General features: G+C 41.4%; 19 protein-coding genes and 2 pseudogenes. 15 read left to right on the top strand and 6 right to left on the bottom strand.

Annotated elements, in window-relative coordinates; translation table 11 throughout:
• The first annotated feature begins 76 nt into the window (after window positions 1-76).
• The gene (locus PL9214_RS11835) at window positions 77-307 is read left to right on the top strand and encodes a hypothetical protein (protein ID WP_072719010.1); all 231 of its coding nucleotides are present in this window, start codon (window positions 77-79) and stop codon (window positions 305-307) included.
• Window positions 307-492 carry a PIN domain-containing protein gene (locus PL9214_RS11830; RefSeq protein ID WP_072719009.1) on the top strand — a complete coding sequence of 62 codons (186 nt, stop codon included), beginning with the start codon at window positions 307-309 and terminating at the stop codon, window positions 490-492. The genes PL9214_RS11835 and PL9214_RS11830 overlap by 1 nt, the downstream gene beginning before the upstream one ends.
• Here PL9214_RS11830 and PL9214_RS11825 read toward each other — a convergent pair.
• The 3 genes and pseudogenes from PL9214_RS11825 to PL9214_RS11815 all read right to left on the bottom strand — a co-directional run bounded on the left by PL9214_RS11825 (window position 489) and on the right by PL9214_RS11815 (window position 3,396).
• Window positions 489-1,305 (bottom strand): annotated as a pseudogene (locus PL9214_RS11825) (transposase). The gene PL9214_RS11830 and the pseudogene PL9214_RS11825 sit on opposite strands and share 4 nt — an antisense overlap.
• A 342-nt stretch (window positions 1,306-1,647) precedes the next feature.
• Window positions 1,648-3,129: a response regulator gene (locus PL9214_RS11820; protein WP_072719008.1), complete on the bottom strand. Its 1,482-nt coding sequence runs from the start codon at window positions 3,127-3,129 to the stop codon at window positions 1,648-1,650.
• 48 nt (window positions 3,130-3,177) lie between these two features.
• Window positions 3,178-3,396, bottom strand: a complete 219-nt coding sequence (locus PL9214_RS11815; protein ID WP_072719007.1) for a hypothetical protein — start codon at window positions 3,394-3,396, stop codon at window positions 3,178-3,180.
• 267 nt (window positions 3,397-3,663) lie between these two features.
• On the opposite strand from PL9214_RS11815, the gene PL9214_RS11810 reads away from it, so the two are divergent.
• The 6 genes from PL9214_RS11810 to PL9214_RS11785 all read left to right on the top strand — a co-directional run bounded on the left by PL9214_RS11810 (window position 3,664) and on the right by PL9214_RS11785 (window position 6,431).
• Window positions 3,664-3,915 (top strand): hypothetical protein, encoded by a 252-nt coding sequence (locus PL9214_RS11810; RefSeq protein ID WP_072719006.1) that lies wholly within the window; start codon window positions 3,664-3,666, stop codon window positions 3,913-3,915.
• 28 nt (window positions 3,916-3,943) lie between these two features.
• A complete protein-coding gene (locus PL9214_RS11805; RefSeq protein ID WP_139295040.1) occupies window positions 3,944-4,156 on the top strand; it encodes a hypothetical protein in 213 nt (70 codons plus the stop codon).
• A 172-nt stretch (window positions 4,157-4,328) separates the two neighbouring features.
• A complete protein-coding gene (locus tag PL9214_RS11800) occupies window positions 4,329-5,339 on the top strand; it encodes a DnaJ C-terminal domain-containing protein (RefSeq protein ID WP_072719004.1) in 1,011 nt (336 codons plus the stop codon).
• Window positions 5,336-5,665: a chaperone modulator CbpM gene (locus PL9214_RS11795; protein ID WP_072719003.1), complete on the top strand. Its 330-nt coding sequence runs from the start codon at window positions 5,336-5,338 to the stop codon at window positions 5,663-5,665. Before PL9214_RS11800 ends, PL9214_RS11795 begins: the two co-directional genes overlap by 4 nt.
• Window positions 5,666-5,686: 21 nt before the next feature.
• The gene (locus PL9214_RS11790; RefSeq protein ID WP_072719002.1) at window positions 5,687-5,893 is read left to right on the top strand and encodes a VIT1/CCC1 transporter family protein; all 207 of its coding nucleotides are present in this window, start codon (window positions 5,687-5,689) and stop codon (window positions 5,891-5,893) included.
• A 139-nt stretch (window positions 5,894-6,032) separates the two neighbouring features.
• On the top strand, window positions 6,033-6,431 hold the full coding sequence (locus PL9214_RS11785; RefSeq protein WP_222425230.1) for a hypothetical protein: 399 nt from the start codon (window positions 6,033-6,035) through the stop codon (window positions 6,429-6,431).
• 320 nt (window positions 6,432-6,751) lie between these two features.
• Here the strand turns inward: PL9214_RS11785 and clcA are convergent, their stop codons facing one another.
• From clcA to PL9214_RS33055, 3 genes and pseudogenes are all read right to left on the bottom strand, one after another.
• The gene (gene clcA / locus PL9214_RS11780) at window positions 6,752-8,098 is read right to left on the bottom strand and encodes a H(+)/Cl(-) exchange transporter ClcA (protein WP_083579982.1); all 1,347 of its coding nucleotides are present in this window, start codon (window positions 8,096-8,098) and stop codon (window positions 6,752-6,754) included.
• 116 nt (window positions 8,099-8,214) lie between these two features.
• Window positions 8,215-9,315: an RNA-guided endonuclease InsQ/TnpB family protein gene (locus PL9214_RS11775; RefSeq protein WP_367400310.1), complete on the bottom strand. Its 1,101-nt coding sequence runs from the start codon at window positions 9,313-9,315 to the stop codon at window positions 8,215-8,217.
• A gap of 28 nt (window positions 9,316-9,343) precedes the next feature.
• Window positions 9,344-9,388 (bottom strand): annotated as a pseudogene (locus PL9214_RS33055) (helix-turn-helix domain-containing protein); the annotation flags it as partial.
• Between the two features lie 387 nt (window positions 9,389-9,775).
• On the opposite strand from PL9214_RS33055, the gene PL9214_RS11770 reads away from it, so the two are divergent.
• The 7 genes from PL9214_RS11770 to PL9214_RS11745 all read left to right on the top strand — a co-directional run bounded on the left by PL9214_RS11770 (window position 9,776) and on the right by PL9214_RS11745 (window position 18,231).
• On the top strand, window positions 9,776-10,270 hold the full coding sequence (locus PL9214_RS11770; RefSeq protein WP_072719001.1) for a DUF1269 domain-containing protein: 495 nt from the start codon (window positions 9,776-9,778) through the stop codon (window positions 10,268-10,270).
• A gap of 125 nt (window positions 10,271-10,395) precedes the next feature.
• Window positions 10,396-13,065, top strand: coding sequence for an MGH1-like glycoside hydrolase domain-containing protein (locus PL9214_RS11765; protein WP_072719000.1), 2,670 nt, complete (start codon window positions 10,396-10,398; stop codon window positions 13,063-13,065).
• 71 nt (window positions 13,066-13,136) lie between these two features.
• Window positions 13,137-14,534, top strand: a complete 1,398-nt coding sequence (locus tag PL9214_RS11760; RefSeq protein WP_072718999.1) for a sugar porter family MFS transporter — start codon at window positions 13,137-13,139, stop codon at window positions 14,532-14,534.
• A 74-nt stretch (window positions 14,535-14,608) separates the two neighbouring features.
• Window positions 14,609-15,283 (top strand): MarC family protein, encoded by a 675-nt coding sequence (locus PL9214_RS11755; RefSeq protein WP_072718998.1) that lies wholly within the window; start codon window positions 14,609-14,611, stop codon window positions 15,281-15,283.
• Between the two features lie 133 nt (window positions 15,284-15,416).
• Complete coding sequence (locus PL9214_RS31220) at window positions 15,417-15,566, top strand: hypothetical protein (RefSeq protein WP_186440345.1); 150 nt, start codon at window positions 15,417-15,419, stop codon at window positions 15,564-15,566.
• A gap of 162 nt (window positions 15,567-15,728) precedes the next feature.
• Entirely contained in the window at window positions 15,729-17,060 is a 1,332-nt protein-coding gene (locus PL9214_RS11750) for a RuBisCO small subunit-like domain-containing protein (RefSeq protein WP_072718997.1), read from the top strand.
• Window positions 17,061-17,304: 244 nt separating this feature from the next.
• Entirely contained in the window at window positions 17,305-18,231 is a 927-nt protein-coding gene (locus PL9214_RS11745; protein WP_072718996.1) for an alpha-amylase family glycosyl hydrolase, read from the top strand.
• Window positions 18,232-18,293 lie beyond the last annotated feature (62 nt).

Here is an 18,293-nt window from a genome sequence, read left to right as displayed (position 1 = left end):
CTTACTCCCTTAAAACGATATAATAGAGGGAGTTATAACCTTAAAATAAGCTATTTGAGGTAATCAAATATTAGGCATGACTTTAGAACAAGTAATTCAACAAGCAAAACAACTTTCCGCTTTGGAAAAAATGCGTTTAATTCAAGCGATCGCACCCGATGTTGAAAAAGAATTAATTCCAACTGAAATTAAACCTCGCCGTTCTTTATGGGGAATTTGTGCTGATTTAGGACAAGCTCCCTCAGCAGAAGATATTGATCAAGTTCGTCAGGAGATAGGGTTAGGCTTTGAGAGAGAGGATATATAATGTTAAAGGCGATCGCTGATACTCATACTATTATTTGGTATATTTTCGCTGATTCTCGTCTTTCACAAACAGCGCGCTCAACAATTGATAATCTTGCGGCTAATGGTGATTGGGTAGGATTTTCTATAATTACTATTGTTGAAATTATTTATGGTTCTTCAGTATTTAGTATGCTAAAGATTTAGTTAAAATGCCAATTCAGTAAACATCTTGATTGAAAGTTTTTGAAATTCCTGAATCCATAAGCCGAGCGTTTAATCAGTTTCAGCTTGTTATTAATTCCCTCCACTACCCCACTGGTTGTTCTGTGATCAAAGTAAGCAATATAAGCTTCTGTATCCTTTCCACAGATCTATGCTGACTTCTTCTACCTTTTCTAGCACCTCTGTTCCCCATCCCAGCAACACTTTTTTGATTTCTTCTTGTGTTCTTTTTTGGAGAATTGCAATTAACTTCGACTTGTCTAAATCTATTAAAACTGCACAATAATTTCCTTTTCCTTTAATCAATGCTATTTCATCTATTCCTAATCTTTTTAAATCGGTGGGTTTGAACTCAGCTAATTCTGATGATGCGTCTTTTAACATCCTTTCTATTTCTTCTGTTGTCACTAATCCTTTTTTGGCAACACTGTTTATATCCTTTTCTAAAACTTCTTGTACGATTCTATTAGCCAATCTTTTTGTATAAGTCCTTCTTTTTTCCACGAAATCTAACTCCTCACTAAACGGCCTTTTACATTTCTTACATTTGAACTGTCGTCTATTTATTTCCAAAAATACTGGCGATTCTCCCCAAGGTAAATCTTTAATTATATATCGATGGTTTTGATGTAATTTATGACTTTTTTCCCCACAACGAGGACAAATACTTTCCTGATGGATTGGCTCTATCTCTAAAATTATTCCAATCCCTTTATGCTGATGACGTGAGACTACTTTTACTCCTTCTAGCTCCAGAAGTTCTGTGAGCATTTTAATTTCCCTTGAGGAAGTCATTGTTACTGATTTACCCTGAATTTACCATTTTTCTGATTTTAGTTAACAACACAGATGGCTTAACTGTCAACCGGAAAAAGCTTTTCAGCTAGGGGTAGATATATTTTTTGTCTTTCTTGATTTTATTAACTATAATTTTAGCATACTAGATACTGAAGAACCAAAAAAAAATTGATCAGCTTACAGCAAAGTTATGGGAAGTAACAGATGAAGAACTAGAATCAATTCAATTAGTCTTATTAGAAAAAAAAGAGGTTGATAAAGGTAAAAAAATTATAGTATCTGATGCTGAAGAAGATTAGGCTTTAATTTTAATGTATGTAATAGCAATAACATGACTGATTACTGCTTCAGTCTTTGGCTACGTCGAATGCGATTGCAAACTTGAGTCGATAGTTCTTCGGGTACAATTGGCTTGGCTAAATAGTCATCTGCACCACAGGCAAACACCTGTTGTACCGTCTGGCGATCCGTTTGAACGGTAAGAATTAGAATGGGTAACCAACTCCATTGTGCTGTTTCTCGAATGAGTTGGCAGATCTCTAATCCATTCATCTCAGGCATATTAATATCTAAAATTAACAAATTGGGCTGAACATTTTCTAAGGTTTCCCAAATTTGTGTTGGTTTTTCTAATGTAGTCACTTGAATTCCCTCATTTTCCAGAATTTGTTTAACTAAGATAAGAATTATGGCATCATCATCGACTGCCATGATCCGGATCGGCTGAGTATCAAAAGGGAAATCCTGGGAAGAATTAAGTTGAATCAAAGAATTTTCTTCATGAATAGAATTAATGGGTTGCTGTTCTAACTCTAGCCGTAAAGTTTTGACTAATTGAGTGAGTGAATGTGTCGTTTTTAGGTGTATAGCCTGATTTTGTAATAGGATTTCTATTGCCTTAGCGATATAAGCAGCGGCTTCAAAACCAAAGGTAGCAACTGTACCTGCAAGCTGATGAGCACTTTTTTGGGCTGTTTGTAGCTGATTTTGATCTAATATTTGAGATTGCAAACTTGTGACAGCTTGTTCTAACGTTTTAAGATGATTAAACACTCCTTCTCGAATATTTTGCCAAATTTGAGCAATCGCATTCTCTAATTCTTTTCCTGGCTCCGCAGACAAAGGAGAACGAGAGGAGGAATCCTGTAAAAAACTTGGATTAATTCGATAACCATGTCCATACAAAGTTTCAATTAAATCTTCTGCTCCCACAGCTTTTAATTTGTTGCGAATGCGACGGATATGGGATTTTACAGTATCTTCCGTAGGCAGTTTATCCAATGACCAAAGATGATCAACAATATCCATTCGGCTAAAAACACGACAAGGATGACGTATAAATAATTCTATTAATAAATATTCTTTGCGACTAAAAGGTATAACTTGCCCCTGATAAGTAATTTGTCGCATTTCGGGATTGAGCCGAATATCTCCACAGGAAAAAATGATTGTTGATTGTTCTGTTAATCGACGAGAGAACACTCGAATTCGAGCCAGCAACTCTTGAATATCAAAGGGTTTTATTAAGTAATCATCGGCTCCGCTATCCAATCCCATTAGTTTATCGGTCAAGGAATCCTTTGCTGTGATCAGCATAACCGGAACTTGTAGATTGTGTTCTCGTAAGCGACGACATAAACTAATGCCATCCAACTTCGGCAATATAATATCGAGTAATACTAAATCATAAGAAATGATATTCATCATCTCCCAACCCATTTCACCGTCAGTTGAAACATCCAAAATATAATTGTGTTTACTGAGAACGGCACTCAATGCTTGAGCTAAATTATGGTCATCTTCAACCAGTAGAATTCGCATATTTTCCCAATGCTTCACTTTGATTAAATAGGAATTAATAAAAATTTCCTATTCAGATTCAGGATTGGTATAGGGATCAATATTGGGGTCTTTCACGGGTTCAGGATGAGGATTAGTATAGGGTTCTAAGTTAGGGTCTGTATTAGAATTGGGATCAGGATTAGTATAGGGATCGATATTTGGATCTTCGACTTCTTCAGGATGGGGATTGCTATAAGGCTCTGTATTGGGATCTACATTGGGTTGAGGATGACTAGAAGTAGACATTAGCTTATAACCTCATGAATTTTAGATAGGTCTTTTGTTCAAATCGGGGTCTAAACAGTAAATTTTCCTAGAAGAAATTTACTTTTTTAAACTAATCTGTAACCAGATCCTATATTCTATCCTGCAAAAGTAACAAAGTGGTGACAATTCAAGGGGTCTTTTCTTTGAGTTTAGCTGATCAACAAGACACAACATTACTGGCACAATAGAAATCAATAATGCACCTGAAGATGACAATAACATTAGAATTACTACGAGGATTTTGTTATGCCTTATGCCTTTGAACAACTGCGATTTCACTTTATTGAACATACCGTTCGCCGAGTCTGGTATGAAGGGAATACGAAAGATGAATTGATTCATGCCATCCGTAGTCAATTGCAGCAGGAGTTAACCGATGACGAACATTTAGCCCTACAGGATCACGTCAACTTCCTTTGTAACGAAACGGAAAAGCTATTACGCAGCCGCATTCCCCATGATATTGCGCCTAGGGAGACTGCAATCGAACTGTGGTAAAGTATTGGGGGATCTCACCTGGGATAATATGGATGGTTTTACCCTCGAATTTGATGAATGTAAGGCAATCTATGAAACACTACAGAGTCAGAATGATGTCCTTAAAACCGCCCTCAATCCATTAATTGAGGAAAACCCAACCTTTAATCAGTCGGAACAGCTAATCGCCACGTTAGCTTCCCCCTTAAAAAGTGCTTTAAACAATGGTATTGCTCAATTTAAACGGGGAAGAATGCTCTAGTTAGAAACAGGGGGCGCAGGGAGAGCAGGGGAGGCAGAGGGAGAAGGGGGAGCAGACAATTTTTGCTTGTCTTCAAACTAATAACGGGTGACTAAAAGCCTCCCGTCCCCACTTTTTTTGATAACTGATAACTGATAACTGATAACTGATAACTGATAACTGATAACTGATTATGGCTGCTCAAGATTTTAAAGATTACTACGCCATCTTAGGTGTTGATAAAGCAGTTGATCAGGATGCTATTAAGAAAGCCTATCGAAAACTGGCTCGTCAATATCATCCTGATCTCAATCCTAATGATAAAAAGGCAGAAGAACGGTTTAAGGAAATTAACGAAGCCTACGAAGTTCTATCTAATGAAGAAAACCGCAAGAAGTATGACCAGTACGGACAATATTGGAAATATGCCCAGGAGGGAATGCCACCGCCAGGGACAGGCGCGACCCAGTATGAAGATACGGACTTTGGACAATATGGGGATTTCAATGACTTTATTAATCAACTGTTGAATCGTTATGGTCAGGGCGATCGCCAGGGTCGTCGCGCTTATCGTTATTACACCAGCGATGGCTACCCAGAAGAGACAGACGAATTTGATCCGGGGTATCGTTCCCCCTATCATAGCTATGCGCCCCAACCTGACGTTGAAGCGGCGATTGTTCTGACGATGGCAGAAGCCTTTCAAGGTGTGGTTAAACAGTTGCAACTCGAAGGAGAACCGTCGTTTAAAGTCCGGGTTCCCCCTGGTGCTAAACCAGGTAGCCGGATTCGCATTAAGGGAAAAGGGCGAATGAATCCCTTTACCAAAGAACACGGCGATCTATATGTGACGATTGATCTCGCTCCCCATCCCTTCTTTAAGCTGGACGACCAAACGAATATTACCTGTGAAATTAACCTCGCGCCCGATGAAGCGGTATTAGGAACTGACCTTCAGGTTCCGACACCCGATGGACTGGTGACGATGAAAATTCCCCCCGGTGTAAAATCAGGACAGGTCTTAAGGTTGCGGGGTAAGGGATGGAAATTACTTAAAGGGGAGCGTACCGATCAACTGGTCAAACTGATGATTGTGGCTCCCAAGGAAAATGAGTTGAGTGAGATTGAACGCACCAGCTATGAAACGATTCGCGCCCATCGGATGTTTAACCCCCATGCCAATCTGGAGAATATCACCCTATGAACGAAGACATGATTGATTTAGTCTCCTCCGAATCCGCCACTGGGGAGGAGCGTTGCTATACCGTTGAACAGGTAGCCACCCTGACGGCGGTTTCTGTGACTTTGGTACGTCGGTTAGTGGCTTTGAATGTGATTGAAGCGGAACAGGATCAGTTACCCGCCAGAGAAATTACTCGCCTGACCCAAATTTTACGGCTGCGACGGGATCTAAGCGTTAATTGGATTGGGGCTCAAATGGTTCTCGATATGAGCCAGGAAATAGCTCGCCTCAAGGCGCTTTTGCAAGCCTATGAATCCCACAGTGCCCGTAACAATTTTGAGAAATGATGACGAAAACTTCCCTCTCCGGTGTTAGCGTTTGTATTCTTACCCCTAGCAGAAGCACGATGGGTTTCGTTGCTCATGACCTTGTTGCTGTTGATCCTGTTGGGATATGGTCGCGCTCGAATTGGGATGCGTGCAGTGTTACCAACGGTTCTACAAACCGTCGGGATTGCTGGATTAGCAGCGATCGCAGGTGTTCTAATCGGGAAACTGATTGATCTGCACTTTTGATCAATACCTCACAGGACTGAAAACCGCTATAAATTAATAGGATTTTGCACGGTTTTGTCACTTTTTTGCAATAAACTCCAGTCAATTATGGTGATGATTCTCCTAATTTTGTCTATCTATCGAATGGACTAGCAAAATCATGTTTAATTTTTTTAACAAATTGAGTTTTGTAGCGATAGGAACAGTGTTACTCTTTCCTAGCCTTCCAGTTCAAATAGCGTCAGCCGCTCCCAGTTTAGGTGATGGAATTATCTGTGTTGCCAAAGGTAGGACAAATCAAGGTCATAAAATTTACTTTTATACCTCTGTCATCGATAACAATAGCATGGAGAAAAAACAACCTGTTTCAGTCACCATAAATGAATCTATAAATGGACAAATGCAGCCGGCTGGATTAGCCTCTACAACCTATCAAGGGAACGATACTTATAGTGGAAAATCTCAAGCTGGAAGTCCTATTAGTTTTAGTTTATTGGGTAACTATAGTGTAATTCAAATTCAGCATAGTGGTCAAACCTTTACCGGAATTTGTCACTAAGATTTGGGTGAATTACTAATTAATAGGAAGCCAGAAAATTTGAATGATGATCTTTGTGAAATTTATCATTAGGATGATCATTCAACTTCATTTAAAAAATACGATGATTAATGGAGTACATTCAGACAATGGGAGCCAGAAGAACCGCACCAAACTAAAAGCTTTTTTCGTTGGTGCTGGTTATATGAAATCTTTAAATATTTGCTACAAATAACTAATCGGATAACTCATCACTTTTTCCGCTCCCCTATTCCCGATTTTCTTTTCCCCCCTGTTCCCTGTTCCCTTTTATAGCATTCTTTTCAAGATTTCATATTACTTTACTTTTTTAATCTTCGTTCCAAAAGCACTGAGTAAATCGGTCTTCCTCCCAATCCCTCAGCCGTAGCACTAGCCATAAAACAACTGACTAAAATTGGCAAAATTAACTGATAATTAGCCGTCATTTCTAAGGTTAATAAAATTGCCGTTAGGGGAGCGCGGACGGTGGCAGAAACCAATGCTCCCATCCCAGTAATTGTTAAGACTTGAGGTACGGGTAAAATACTCGGAAACCAAAGATAAATTTGTTTAGCAACACCTAACGAGAATAAAGTTGCAATTGAAAGCATGGGCGCAAAAATTCCGCCCGGAGCACCAGACCCATAGCACAGAATAGTCATTCCAAATCGAACCATAAATAATAATAAGAGAAAATCAGTAGGTTCTACATTATTAAACGACCAGATGATCATCTCTTCCCCACCGCCAGTCGTCGGGGCATAAAGCCAACTCATTAACCCAATAAAACCCCCCACAAATAGCCCCGTTAGTTGATAGGGAATGCCGCGCAAACTTGAAAAAAAATCTAAACTTTTCACTAAGAAAGCATTAAAATAATACCCAATTATCCCAAAGGCAACTCCTAAAAGGGCAAAAATCCACAACGAGGCGAGGGGTGGCGTTTCAAATTGAGTCAGTTTTAAAACAGGCCCAGTCCCCAAGATGAGTTGCTGTCCAATCGTTGCGGTAATACACGATAATGTTATGGCTCGATACGCATGAACTTGATCCTCAAACACGGGTTTCATTTCTTCAAACACAAACAGAATTCCCGCCAAAGGCGCGTTGAAAGCCGTTGCTAGTCCCGCTCCGGCGTTAGCTGCAACCAACACTCTCGTTTGTTCGTGAGAAGCCCGAAACCAAGTACCGACCATCTTGCCGATACTGCCTCCCATCTGAATCGTTGGCCCTTCCCGTCCCATCACCATGCCACTACCCAGGATGAGAAGACCCGTAGCGAACTTAATCGGCAGTACCCGTTGCCAAACTAGGGGTAAATGCCCTGATAGCATCCCTTCAATTTGGGGAATGCCACTACCGGAGGTATCTGGAGCAAAGCGTCGCATCAAGCCAAATCCCAGATAGACCATGACACTTGATACAACAATCGAGATAATCGCCCCTTTTCCAGGCATCTGATCTAAAGAATGAATCCAACGCACCCGGTTATCTAGGATTACTGAGACTAGAAACCGAAAGCTACCCCCAATCAATCCGGTCATCAATCCGGCTAGAGCCGCCCAAAACAGAATCGGGTTGAGTTTTCCCAGGATAGCTTTGAAAGCTGTGGATCGGAAAATTGAGTGAAGTAGGTTGATATTTTGAGGATTAGGTTTAGATTCCATAGCCGCAGGAATAACTGAAATGTTCCGTTCAAGGGTGAATGGGGATGGGTTCCGATGGAATCAATTTTGGTGAACTACCAACACCGCCCTAATCGGGTCGGTGTTGGCTTCTGAATTCACAGACCGATGCCCCTTACTTGAAAAGTAGGTGGTCTTACACAGCCTCCATCAGCAAAAACGGGGTTCCCTCCGCCTTCAGTTAATATTCTGATGCCTTCATTCCTGATATTAAGTGCAGCGTTTTCATCACGGTCATGGTGAGTTTGGCAATTTGGGCAATCCCATTCTCTGATATCCAGAGGCAACTCACTTAGTATATGACCGCAACTCGAACAAGTTTTAGAGCTAGGGAAAAAGCGATCAATTTCTATAAATTCGCCGTTTTTTTGCTTCAGCTTATAATCAACAAAGTTGACAAATTTTCCCCAACCCACATCAGATATCGACTTAGATAACTTTCGGTTCTTAACCATTCCCTTGACGTTGAGGTTTTCAACGACAATCACTTGGCTTTCGTTTACCAATTCTCTTGATAATTTATGCAAGAAATCTTGGCGGGAGTTGGTTATTTTCTCGTGAACCTTAGCAATAATTTTTCTGAATTTCTCTCTCGATTTACTACCTTTGGTTTTTCGGGAGAGTTTTTTCTGTTTCCGGGCTAGATTTTTCTGATGACGCTTTAAATGTTTTGGATTAGCGTATTTGGTTACTTTTTGTCCATCATGAACAATTGCGAAATCCTTTAGCCCTAAATCAATTCCAATAACTTTATTTCCCGATTCCTTGACTCCATTTGATTCTACTTCACACAGAATAGAAGCAAAGTATTTATTACTTGAAGTCTTGGAAATTGTTACTGTTTTAATTTTTCCTGTAATCTCTCGGTGAAATATTGCTTTGATTTCACCAATCTTGGGAACTTTTAGATATTCACCGTTAACAGTAACACTTTGAGGATACTGAATTGATTGCTTGTGATGTTTAGATTTGAAATTAGGAAATTTAGCTCGTCCCTCAAAAAAGTTTTTGTAAGCTCTGTCTAGGTTGATTGCGATACACTGGAGAACCGATGAGTAGCAATCCTCTTTAAGCCAAGGATACTCTTTTTTAAGTTGAGGTAACATTCCCTTATAAGATGCTAATTTTAGGCTTTTGCCAGTTTCTTGATAGTGCTGAATACAGGCGTTTAAGGCAAAATTCCTTTTGCGATCTTGCACAACCCAATGACTTAGCCAATGCTAATGCCTGTTCTGTTGTTGGATATAGCCTAACTTTTGTTGCCTTCAGCACTTTGGATCACCTCCTTTTGTTAATTATTATAATCTATTTTACAATCATAAAACCCAACCGCAATTCATCCCACGCTGCCCTAACGGGTCAGACGTGGGGCACGAGTGCGGAAGAAGCTAAACAATTAATGGACAACCCCGGAAAAGTTTACAGAACAAAAGTGTCAAACCCGTGCAATAAAAAGATGTCGTGGCTGAAGTTATAAGGATTAGATAATGTAGCGTTAAGTATAAGGTAGGCAGTTCTTGAAAAAAATTGACTTAGGAGTGAAATTGACCTGAGTTTGTCACTTTTCTTTGTTAGAGTTGCAAGTGCTTTTAGAAGATATGTCCAAATCATTGAAAATATCAGTTTTGTCTCAACGTTCAACAAAGGAAAACTTAAATTATGGCAGCATTGACGGTCTGGAAATTTAATACGGCTGATGGTGCAGATAACGCCCTCAACAAATTACAAGACCTGCAAAAACAGCAACTAATTCAAGTTCTTGATGCGGCAATTGTCTCTTGGCCAGAGGGTCGCAAACGTCCTAAAACCTATCAGGCGATGGACACAACAGGAGCAGGAGCATTAGGGGGAGCATTCTGGGGAATGCTGTTTGGACTCATCTTCTTTATGCCCTTTCTGGGAATGGCAATGGGAGCCGCCATTGGTGCGCTTTCAGGTCATTTTACAGACTATGGAATTAATGACGACTTTATCAATGATGTCAAAAGCAAGGTTACAGAAGGAACTTCTGCCCTTTTCTTGCTGACGGGTCAAGTCACAATTGATAAGGTGGAAGACGCTTTTACACCTGAAGAACGAGGCGAATTAATTCAATCTAACCTCACCCACGAGCAGGAAGCCAAACTGCGCCAAGATTTTGGCGTCGAGGAATAGTTCGGGCAAATATTATTAGCTAGTTTTTAGACTACAAAAACCGGGTTTCTAGTTCAGATTTTATCAATACAATCGAGATTTTTTCGTCAGAAACCCGGTTTCTGTTTTAACGAATATTTAACGATATGAACGCTGAACAAAAGCGAGTTCAAGAAAATAGTGAATCACAAGTCTGGAGTCAATGGGGCCCTTATTTAAGCGAGCGCCAGTGGGGAACGGTACGAGAAGATTATTCACCTCATGGTAATGCCTGGGATTACTTTCCCCATGACCATGCTCGTTCCAGGGTTTACCGTTGGGGTGAAGACGGGTTAGGGGGATTTTGCGACGCTGCGGGCGAAATCTGCTTTGCCTTAGCGTTTTGGAACGGACAGGATTCTATTTTAAAAGAACGGTTGTTTGGGCTAACGAATGCTCAAGGCAATCATGGTGAGGATGTCAAAGAGTATTACTATTATGTAGATAATACTCCCAGTCATTCTTATATGCGCTGGGTTTATAAATATCCACAACAAGCTTATCCTTATACCGAATTAGTTAATGTTAATGCAGCCCGAACCCGACAACAAGGAGAATATGAATTAATCGATACAGGCATCTTTAAGGATAATCGCTATTTTGATATTACGGCAGAATATGCAAAAGCGACTCCAGACGATATTTGTATCCGAATTCATATTGTCAATCGAAGCCCAGAAACTGCCGAAATTGATGTTTTACCCACCCTCTGGTTTCGCAATACTTGGTCATGGACAGGTCGTAAACCGACCCAACAACTGACAGCAACGGATGGGGGCATTAAACTTTATCATCCCGACTATGGGGACTATTGGCTGTATTGCGATCACGTTTTTGGCAATAGCCCCTCGCTCTTATTTACCGAAAATGAGACAAATTTTAAACGCTTGTTTGGGAGCGAAAATCCGACCTCTTATGTCAAAGATGCTTTTCACACCTATCTGATTCAGGGTCAGTCAGAAGCTATAAACCCTAACCAAATTGGCACTAAATCGGCAGCCCACTATCATCTCACCCTCACGGCGGGAGAGCGCGTAACGCTGCAATTGCGATTCACCCATCAACCCGTTGAGGCAGCATTCGGCTCTGAATTTGCAGCCCTATTTAACCAACGGCAACAGGAAGCAGATCAGTTTTATACAAACTTATTTCCGGGGTTAAATGAGGATGATCGCACGATTCAGCGACAAGCCTTTGCAGCATTGCTGTGGAGTAAACAGTTTTATGACTATGACGTACATACCTGGTTACAGGGTGATCCTGGGCAGCCTCCTCCTCCGACCGAACGCTTGACGGGACGAAACAAAGAATGGCAAACGCTCTATACCAAAGCCGTGATTTCGATGCCGGATAAATGGGAATATCCTTGGTTTGCCGCTTGGGATTGGTCGTTTCACTGCGTTGTCTTTGCCTTAATTGATCCTGGGTTTGCTAAACAACAATTACTCCTATTATGCAGTGAGGAATGTATCAATTTACAGGGGCAAATTCCGGCTTATGAATGGTGTTTTAGTGATGTCAATCCCCCTGTACAAGCTTGGGCAGCTTGGAAGATTTATCAATATGAAAAACAGAAAACTGGACAAGGCGATCGCAACTTTCTCGAACAGATCTTTCAGACATTACAAGCCAATTACTATTGGTGGCTAAATCGGGAAGACAAAGATCAAAAAAATCTATTTCAGGGTGGTTTCCTGGGGTTAGATAACATCACCATCTTTAACCGCAGTGCCGCGTTACCCACGGGCGGTTATCTGCAACAGTCCGATGGGACTGCCTGGATGGGAATGTTTTCCCTCAACATGATGATAATTGCCCTGGAGTTAGGCCGTAGCGATGGCGTTTATCGGCAAACAGCCCTGAGTTTTTTGCGTCACTTCCTGAATATTGCCCAAGCGATGGATCGGGTCGGAGACGATCATCATCTTAGCCTCTGGGACGAAACCGCAGGCTTTTTCTTTAGTGCCTTAACTCTACCCGATGGGCAAGAAATCTCCCTCAAAATCTATTCCCTAGTCGGGTTAGCTCCGTTACTGGCGGTTTGTACCCTGGAACCGGAAGTTCTCGAACAATTTCCCGACTTTCAAGCCGGGATGGAAAAATTGATCCAACGTCGTCCCGATTTAATGCAACATATTGCTTCCCTGAAGCTCAAAGGCAAATCAGAACGACGGTTGTGTGCCATTGCTACACCGGAAGAACTGAAACGAATCCTCAAACATTTATTGGATGAATCGGAGTTTCTGTCTTCCTATGGGATTCGATCGGTATCACAATATCACCGACAGCATCCCTATCACTTAAATAACCAGGGACATGACTATGTAATCGACTATGAACCCGCCGAATCCACCACAGGGGAATTTGGAGGAAATTCTAACTGGCGTGGCCCGATCTGGTTTCCGATGAATTATTTACTGATTGAATCCATGCAGCGATATTACCGCTATCTGGGGGATGATTTTCGCGTGGAATGCCCGACGGGATCAGGCAATCTGATGACGTTGAAGGAAGTCGCCGAAGAACTATCGCAACGGCTGATTAACTTGTTTCGTAAGGGCGCAGAAGGTCGTCCGATATACGGTGATATCACCAAATTCCAACAAGATCCCCACTGGCGAGATTTACTTCGGTTTCATGAATATTTTCAGGGCGACAATGGCGTCGGATTGGGAGCCAGTCAACAAGCGGGATGGACGGCACTGGTCGCCAAACTGATTCAGGAGGTGAATGATAAAGCCTTTTATGACCAGCTTGGGCAAATGCTTTTGTTTTAGCTCCCCTGATTTCATCACTCAATTTTCAGCAGATTAACCATTGAAATCCCACGATTATCAGGATTGTTATTATGGCGCAAACATCATCAACCTCTCAACCTGTTCCATCTGGAACCCATCATCAGGTCTCTCGGTTTGTCATTATTGTTTCGGCGATCGCAGCTATTGGCGGACTGCTGTTTGGCTACGATACGGGGGTCATTTCAGGAGCAATTTTGTTCATTAAAGAGCAATTTCGCTTAGATTCCACCATGCAGGAATTTGTCGTCAGTTCGGTGCTGGTGGGTTCAGTGACCGGAGCGGCTTTAGGTGGACTGCTGGGCGATCGCTTTGGACGGCGACACATGATTATTCTCGCTGGCATCATTTTTGGTTTGGGTGCGTTGTTAACAGCCTTTACCCCTAACCTAACGATTTTGGTGATCGGACGGGTTATTGTTGGGGTTGGAATTGGGATCGCGTCTTTTATTTCTCCAATGTACATTTCGGAAGTTGCACCTAAGAGTATTCGGGGAACACTGGTTTTCCTGAATCAATTAGCCTTAACCCTGGGAATTTTGCTGTCTTATTGGGTCGATTACCTGTTTACTAATGTGTCAGAGGGTTGGCGTCTGATGCTAGGGTTGGCAATTGTTCCCGCTTTAGCACTGGCTTTGGGGATGGCAAAAATGCCCGATAGTCCCCGTTGGTTGATCATGCGAAATCGGGGCGGACAGGCGCGCAAGGTGTTACATCAGATTCGCGGTACTCAAAATGTCGATGCAGAACTGGAGGAGATTCACAGTAGTTTGGCAACGGAAGGTTCATCGCAATGGTCTGATTTGCTTAAACCCGCATTACGATTACCGTTGATGATTGGCATTGGGTTGGCAATCTTCCAGCAAGTCACCGGAATTAATACCGTGATTTACTACGCACCGACGATTATGGAATTTTCCGGTTTAAAATCGGCTGGGGCTTCAATTCTAGCAACAACGGGGGTCGGGGTGATTAACGTGCTGTTTACTATTGTTGGCTCTTGGTTTGTTGATCGAGCCGGACGGCGACCCTTGCTGTTAACCAGTTTGATTGGGATGGCAATTTCTCTGGCTTTATTGGCAGTTTCCTTTCAATTGCCCCAACTAGCTTCGTCTCTGGGTGTTGCGGTTGTTATAATTCTAATGCTGTATGTGGCATCGTTTGCCATTGGTTTAGGCCCTGTGTTCTGGCTGTTAATTTCTGAGATTTATCCGCTTAATATTCGCTCTAAAGCTATGAGTGTGGCGACGGTTGCCAACTGGGGCGCAAACCTAATCGTGGCGATGACGTTCCTCTCTATTGTCAACGCCTTGGGGCGTCCGGGTGCCTTCTGGCTCTATGCTGTACTTACCCTTTGCTCGGTAGTCTTTACCTACTTACTGGTTCCAGAAACCAAAGGTCGGACGCTGGAGCAAATTCAAGAAGAATTGAAAACCCATCATCTCAAATAGCGGATTCTGAAACTAAGGGAACAGGGAACAGGGAAGAGGGAACAGGGAACAGGGAACAGTAAGAAATACCATTAATGGATACACAACTTCTCAGTACATTTGCAGCTAGTTTATTTGCACTGCTCAATCCTTTGGGGGTTTTGCCCGTTTTTATCAGTTACACCGCTAAAGAAAACAAAGGGGTACAAAAATGGCTCGCAGTCTTACTTTCACTCACTGTATTAGGCTTGCTTCTGCTGTTTTTATTGACGGGATCGTCTCTCCTTCAGTTCTTTGGCATTACCTTAGATTCATTCCGAATTGCTGGGGGTATTTTGCTGTTACTAATTGGGATTAACTTGGTAACAGGTAATATGAAAGGTAAGGTGCAAGATGTTGCTGAACAGGACAATCAAAGTGATTTGGAAGAAGCGAAGTCTGTTTATAGAAAGATTGTGATTCCCTTGGCAATGCCCCTGCTGGTGGGGCCAGGTGTAATTGCCAATGTGATTCTCTATGCCAATGAAATTCAGGCTAACAAAGATGGATTTCAGATTGTTGAATTGGCTGCTGTTTGTGTCTTTATTTCATCTATTGTCTGTGCCATTTTGCTTTCAGGACAATGGTTGCAACGAATATTAGGTAATGTGGGGTTAAGTATTGCGACTCGGATTTTAGGCTTACTGGTTGCTTCTATTGGGGTGCAATTTATTACAAGTGGATTAACTAGCATTCTGGTTCATCAAATCGCCCCCCAACTCCGACTATGACCGAATGTCCTCTCTGATGTAGTATATTTGAAGTTAAGCTATATTTCAAGGCTTGACAAAACTAGACGGTACAGTCTATCCTAATTTTAGGAAAAGACTATACGGTCTAGTTAATTAGCGTGAGGGTTTACTCATGGATATTATTTCTTTAACCATACTCTTAGGTGTAATTGTAGCGACAGATGAAATTCTCAATAATCAATTGAAAGTGTCAAAACGCTTATTAGATTGGCTAGATAAGCAAGAAACCCCCGAAAAAAAGTCTAATGAACTGATCCGCTAAACCCTGATCACAGGTTAACAGGGTTAACAGGCAAGATGCCTGTTCCACATTTTTTCTTAAATCTATTTCTAAAGATAGATGTTAATAACGGTTAATTTTAGGTTCCTTTCATCGTAAAATCAAACTAGGGCACCGAATTTAAACTGTTGTGTCATTTTCAATATGTCTTATTATATTTCACCTCGCTTTCTCGATAAACTGGCTGTTCATATCACCAAAAATTTCTTACAATTACCTGGTGTCCGGGTTCCTCTAATATTAGGAATTCACGGACGCAAGGGAGAAGGAAAAACCTTTCAATGTGAATTAGTTTTTGAGAAAATGGGATTTGAACCCGTGATGATATCCGGTGGGGAATTAGAAAGTCCTGATGCGGGAGATCCGGCGCGATTAATTCGATTAAGATATCGGGAAGCCTCGGAACAAGTGAAAGTTCGGGGACAAATGTGTGCTTTATTTATTAATGATTTAGATGCGGGTGCTGGACGGTTTGATTCGGGTACTCAATATACCGTGAATACGCAATTAGTGAACGCTACATTAATGAATATTGCGGATAATCCCACTAATGTTCAATTACCGGGAAGTTATGATGAAACCCCCTTACATCGGATTCCCATTATTGTCACCGGAAATGATTTTTCCACATTATACGCGCCCTTAATTCGGGATGGACGCATGGAAAAATTTTATTGGGAACCTACAAGGGAGGAACGCATTGGCGTGTTACGGGGAATTTTCCAAACCGATGAATTATCCCAACAAGATATTACTCAATTAGTTGATACTTTCCCTGAACAATCCATTGACTTTTTTAGTGCTGTGCGATCGCGAATTTATGATGAACAAATTCGAGATTTTATTCATAAACAGGGAGTTGAACGTATTTCTAAACGGATTGTGAATAGTGCGGAAAAAGCTCCTGAATTCCAGAAACCCAACTTTAAACTACCCCATTTAATTGAAATGGGTCAACTGATGGTTGCGGAACAAAAACGGATTCAAGAAATGCGATTAGTCGAAGAATATAATCAATTTCGCACGTTTAATAGTCAATTTGGAGCTTCCCCCATTCCCCAAGAAAATCGTCAACAATCGTTAAATCCCATTCCTCATAACCCCTATAATCCCATTATGCCTCCCCATAGTATTAATAGTACAGGGGCAACCGTAATGCAAGGAGATGCCAGTGGCAGTACATTAGTGAGTGGGGGAAAATTCGTTAGTACAAATTTAGGGATTGAAGTCTTAGAACAAATTGATCAGATTATATCCAGTGGCTATCGGGTTGGATTAGAATACGCCGATAAACGACGGTTTAAAACCGGATCTTGGAATAGCTGCGGGTTAAATGGTAATCAATCAGAAGGAGATATTCTTCGAGGAATTGAAACTTGTTTAACGGAACATCCCCAAGATTATATTCGCTTACTGGGAATTGACCCCATTGCTAAACGGCGAGTTGTAGAAATGATTATTCAAAAACCCCAATAGATCAGGGTATCAAGCGTTAGATCAAAATCGGGGTTCTCGTTAGTTAAAAACAGGCTATGCCTCTGGGGGTGTCAAGTCTTGTGAGTTCAATTTAGTATTTTGTTCTGAATGGGTATAAAACCCCTTGAATCAACGAAAGGAAATCACAACTTAGGGGTGAAAATCCTCTTGAGGGAATGTTCTTTAAGTTGTTATTTTCATTTCTACCTGTTGAGCAAAATTTATTACTATCAAGGGACTCACCATGACAACACCTGTGGAATTTTCAGCCCCAACAAACTTATCAGAAGTTAATTTAAAACCTCGTGGTAAAGTTTATCCCAGCCCTGACGACTGGCGCGATCAAATCTTGTATTTTCTGTTACCAGATCGCTTCAGTGATGGGGAAGAATCCAAACGCCCCCTGTTCGATCGCCATCATCCCGAAGACTGGAAAACCCTAGATAAAGCAGCTTGGATGAAAGCTGGAACCAAGTTTTCAGGGGGAACATTAAAAGGAATTGAAAGTAAATTAGATTACTTAAAAGAACTCGGTATAACTACCCTTTGGATCGGCCCAATTTGGAAACAACGGTGTGATTTACAAACCTATCATGGCTATGGAATTCAAAACTTTTTAGAAATAGATCCTCGGTTTGGAACTCGTCAAGATTTAAGAGATTTAGTTGATGCGGCCCATGAACGGGGAATGTACGTTTTACTCGATATTATTTATAATCACACCGGAAATAACTGGTTTTATCAAGACGAAAACGGTGAACACAAAGATACCCTTTCCTATCGCTATTCTCCGGCTCATCCGGTTGCTGGATGGCGTTCTCAAACTGGAGACTGTATTGATAAACCCCAGTCTATTGAAGATGGCGTTTGGCCGCAAGAATTTCAAAATTGGGACTGGTATACTCGCGCCGGAAAAATTGAACATTGGGACGCAGCTGCTTGGGAAAATGTCATGCACCCAGATGTTGAATTCCGCCGGGGTGACTTTTTTGATTTAAAAGATCTTTGCCTTTCAAAAGATGAAGTTTTATCCGCTATTATTAAGGTTTATCAATATTGGATTGCCTTAAGTGATTGTGATGGATTCCGTATTGATACCGTTGAACTGTATCAAAATCGAACCGCCGTTCATGTGAACTTACCCCCGGCGGGAATGGTAATTCTAGCGTAATCTTATCAACCTTATTAAAATACCCCAGCCTCCCTGAGAAACTGGGGTTTTATACTATCCCT

The sequence above is a fragment of the Planktothrix tepida PCC 9214 genome, assembly GCF_900009145.1.
Lineage (GTDB): Bacteria > Cyanobacteriota > Cyanobacteriia > Cyanobacteriales > Microcoleaceae > Planktothrix > Planktothrix tepida.
This window is presented reverse-complemented; position numbering and strand designations above follow the sequence as displayed.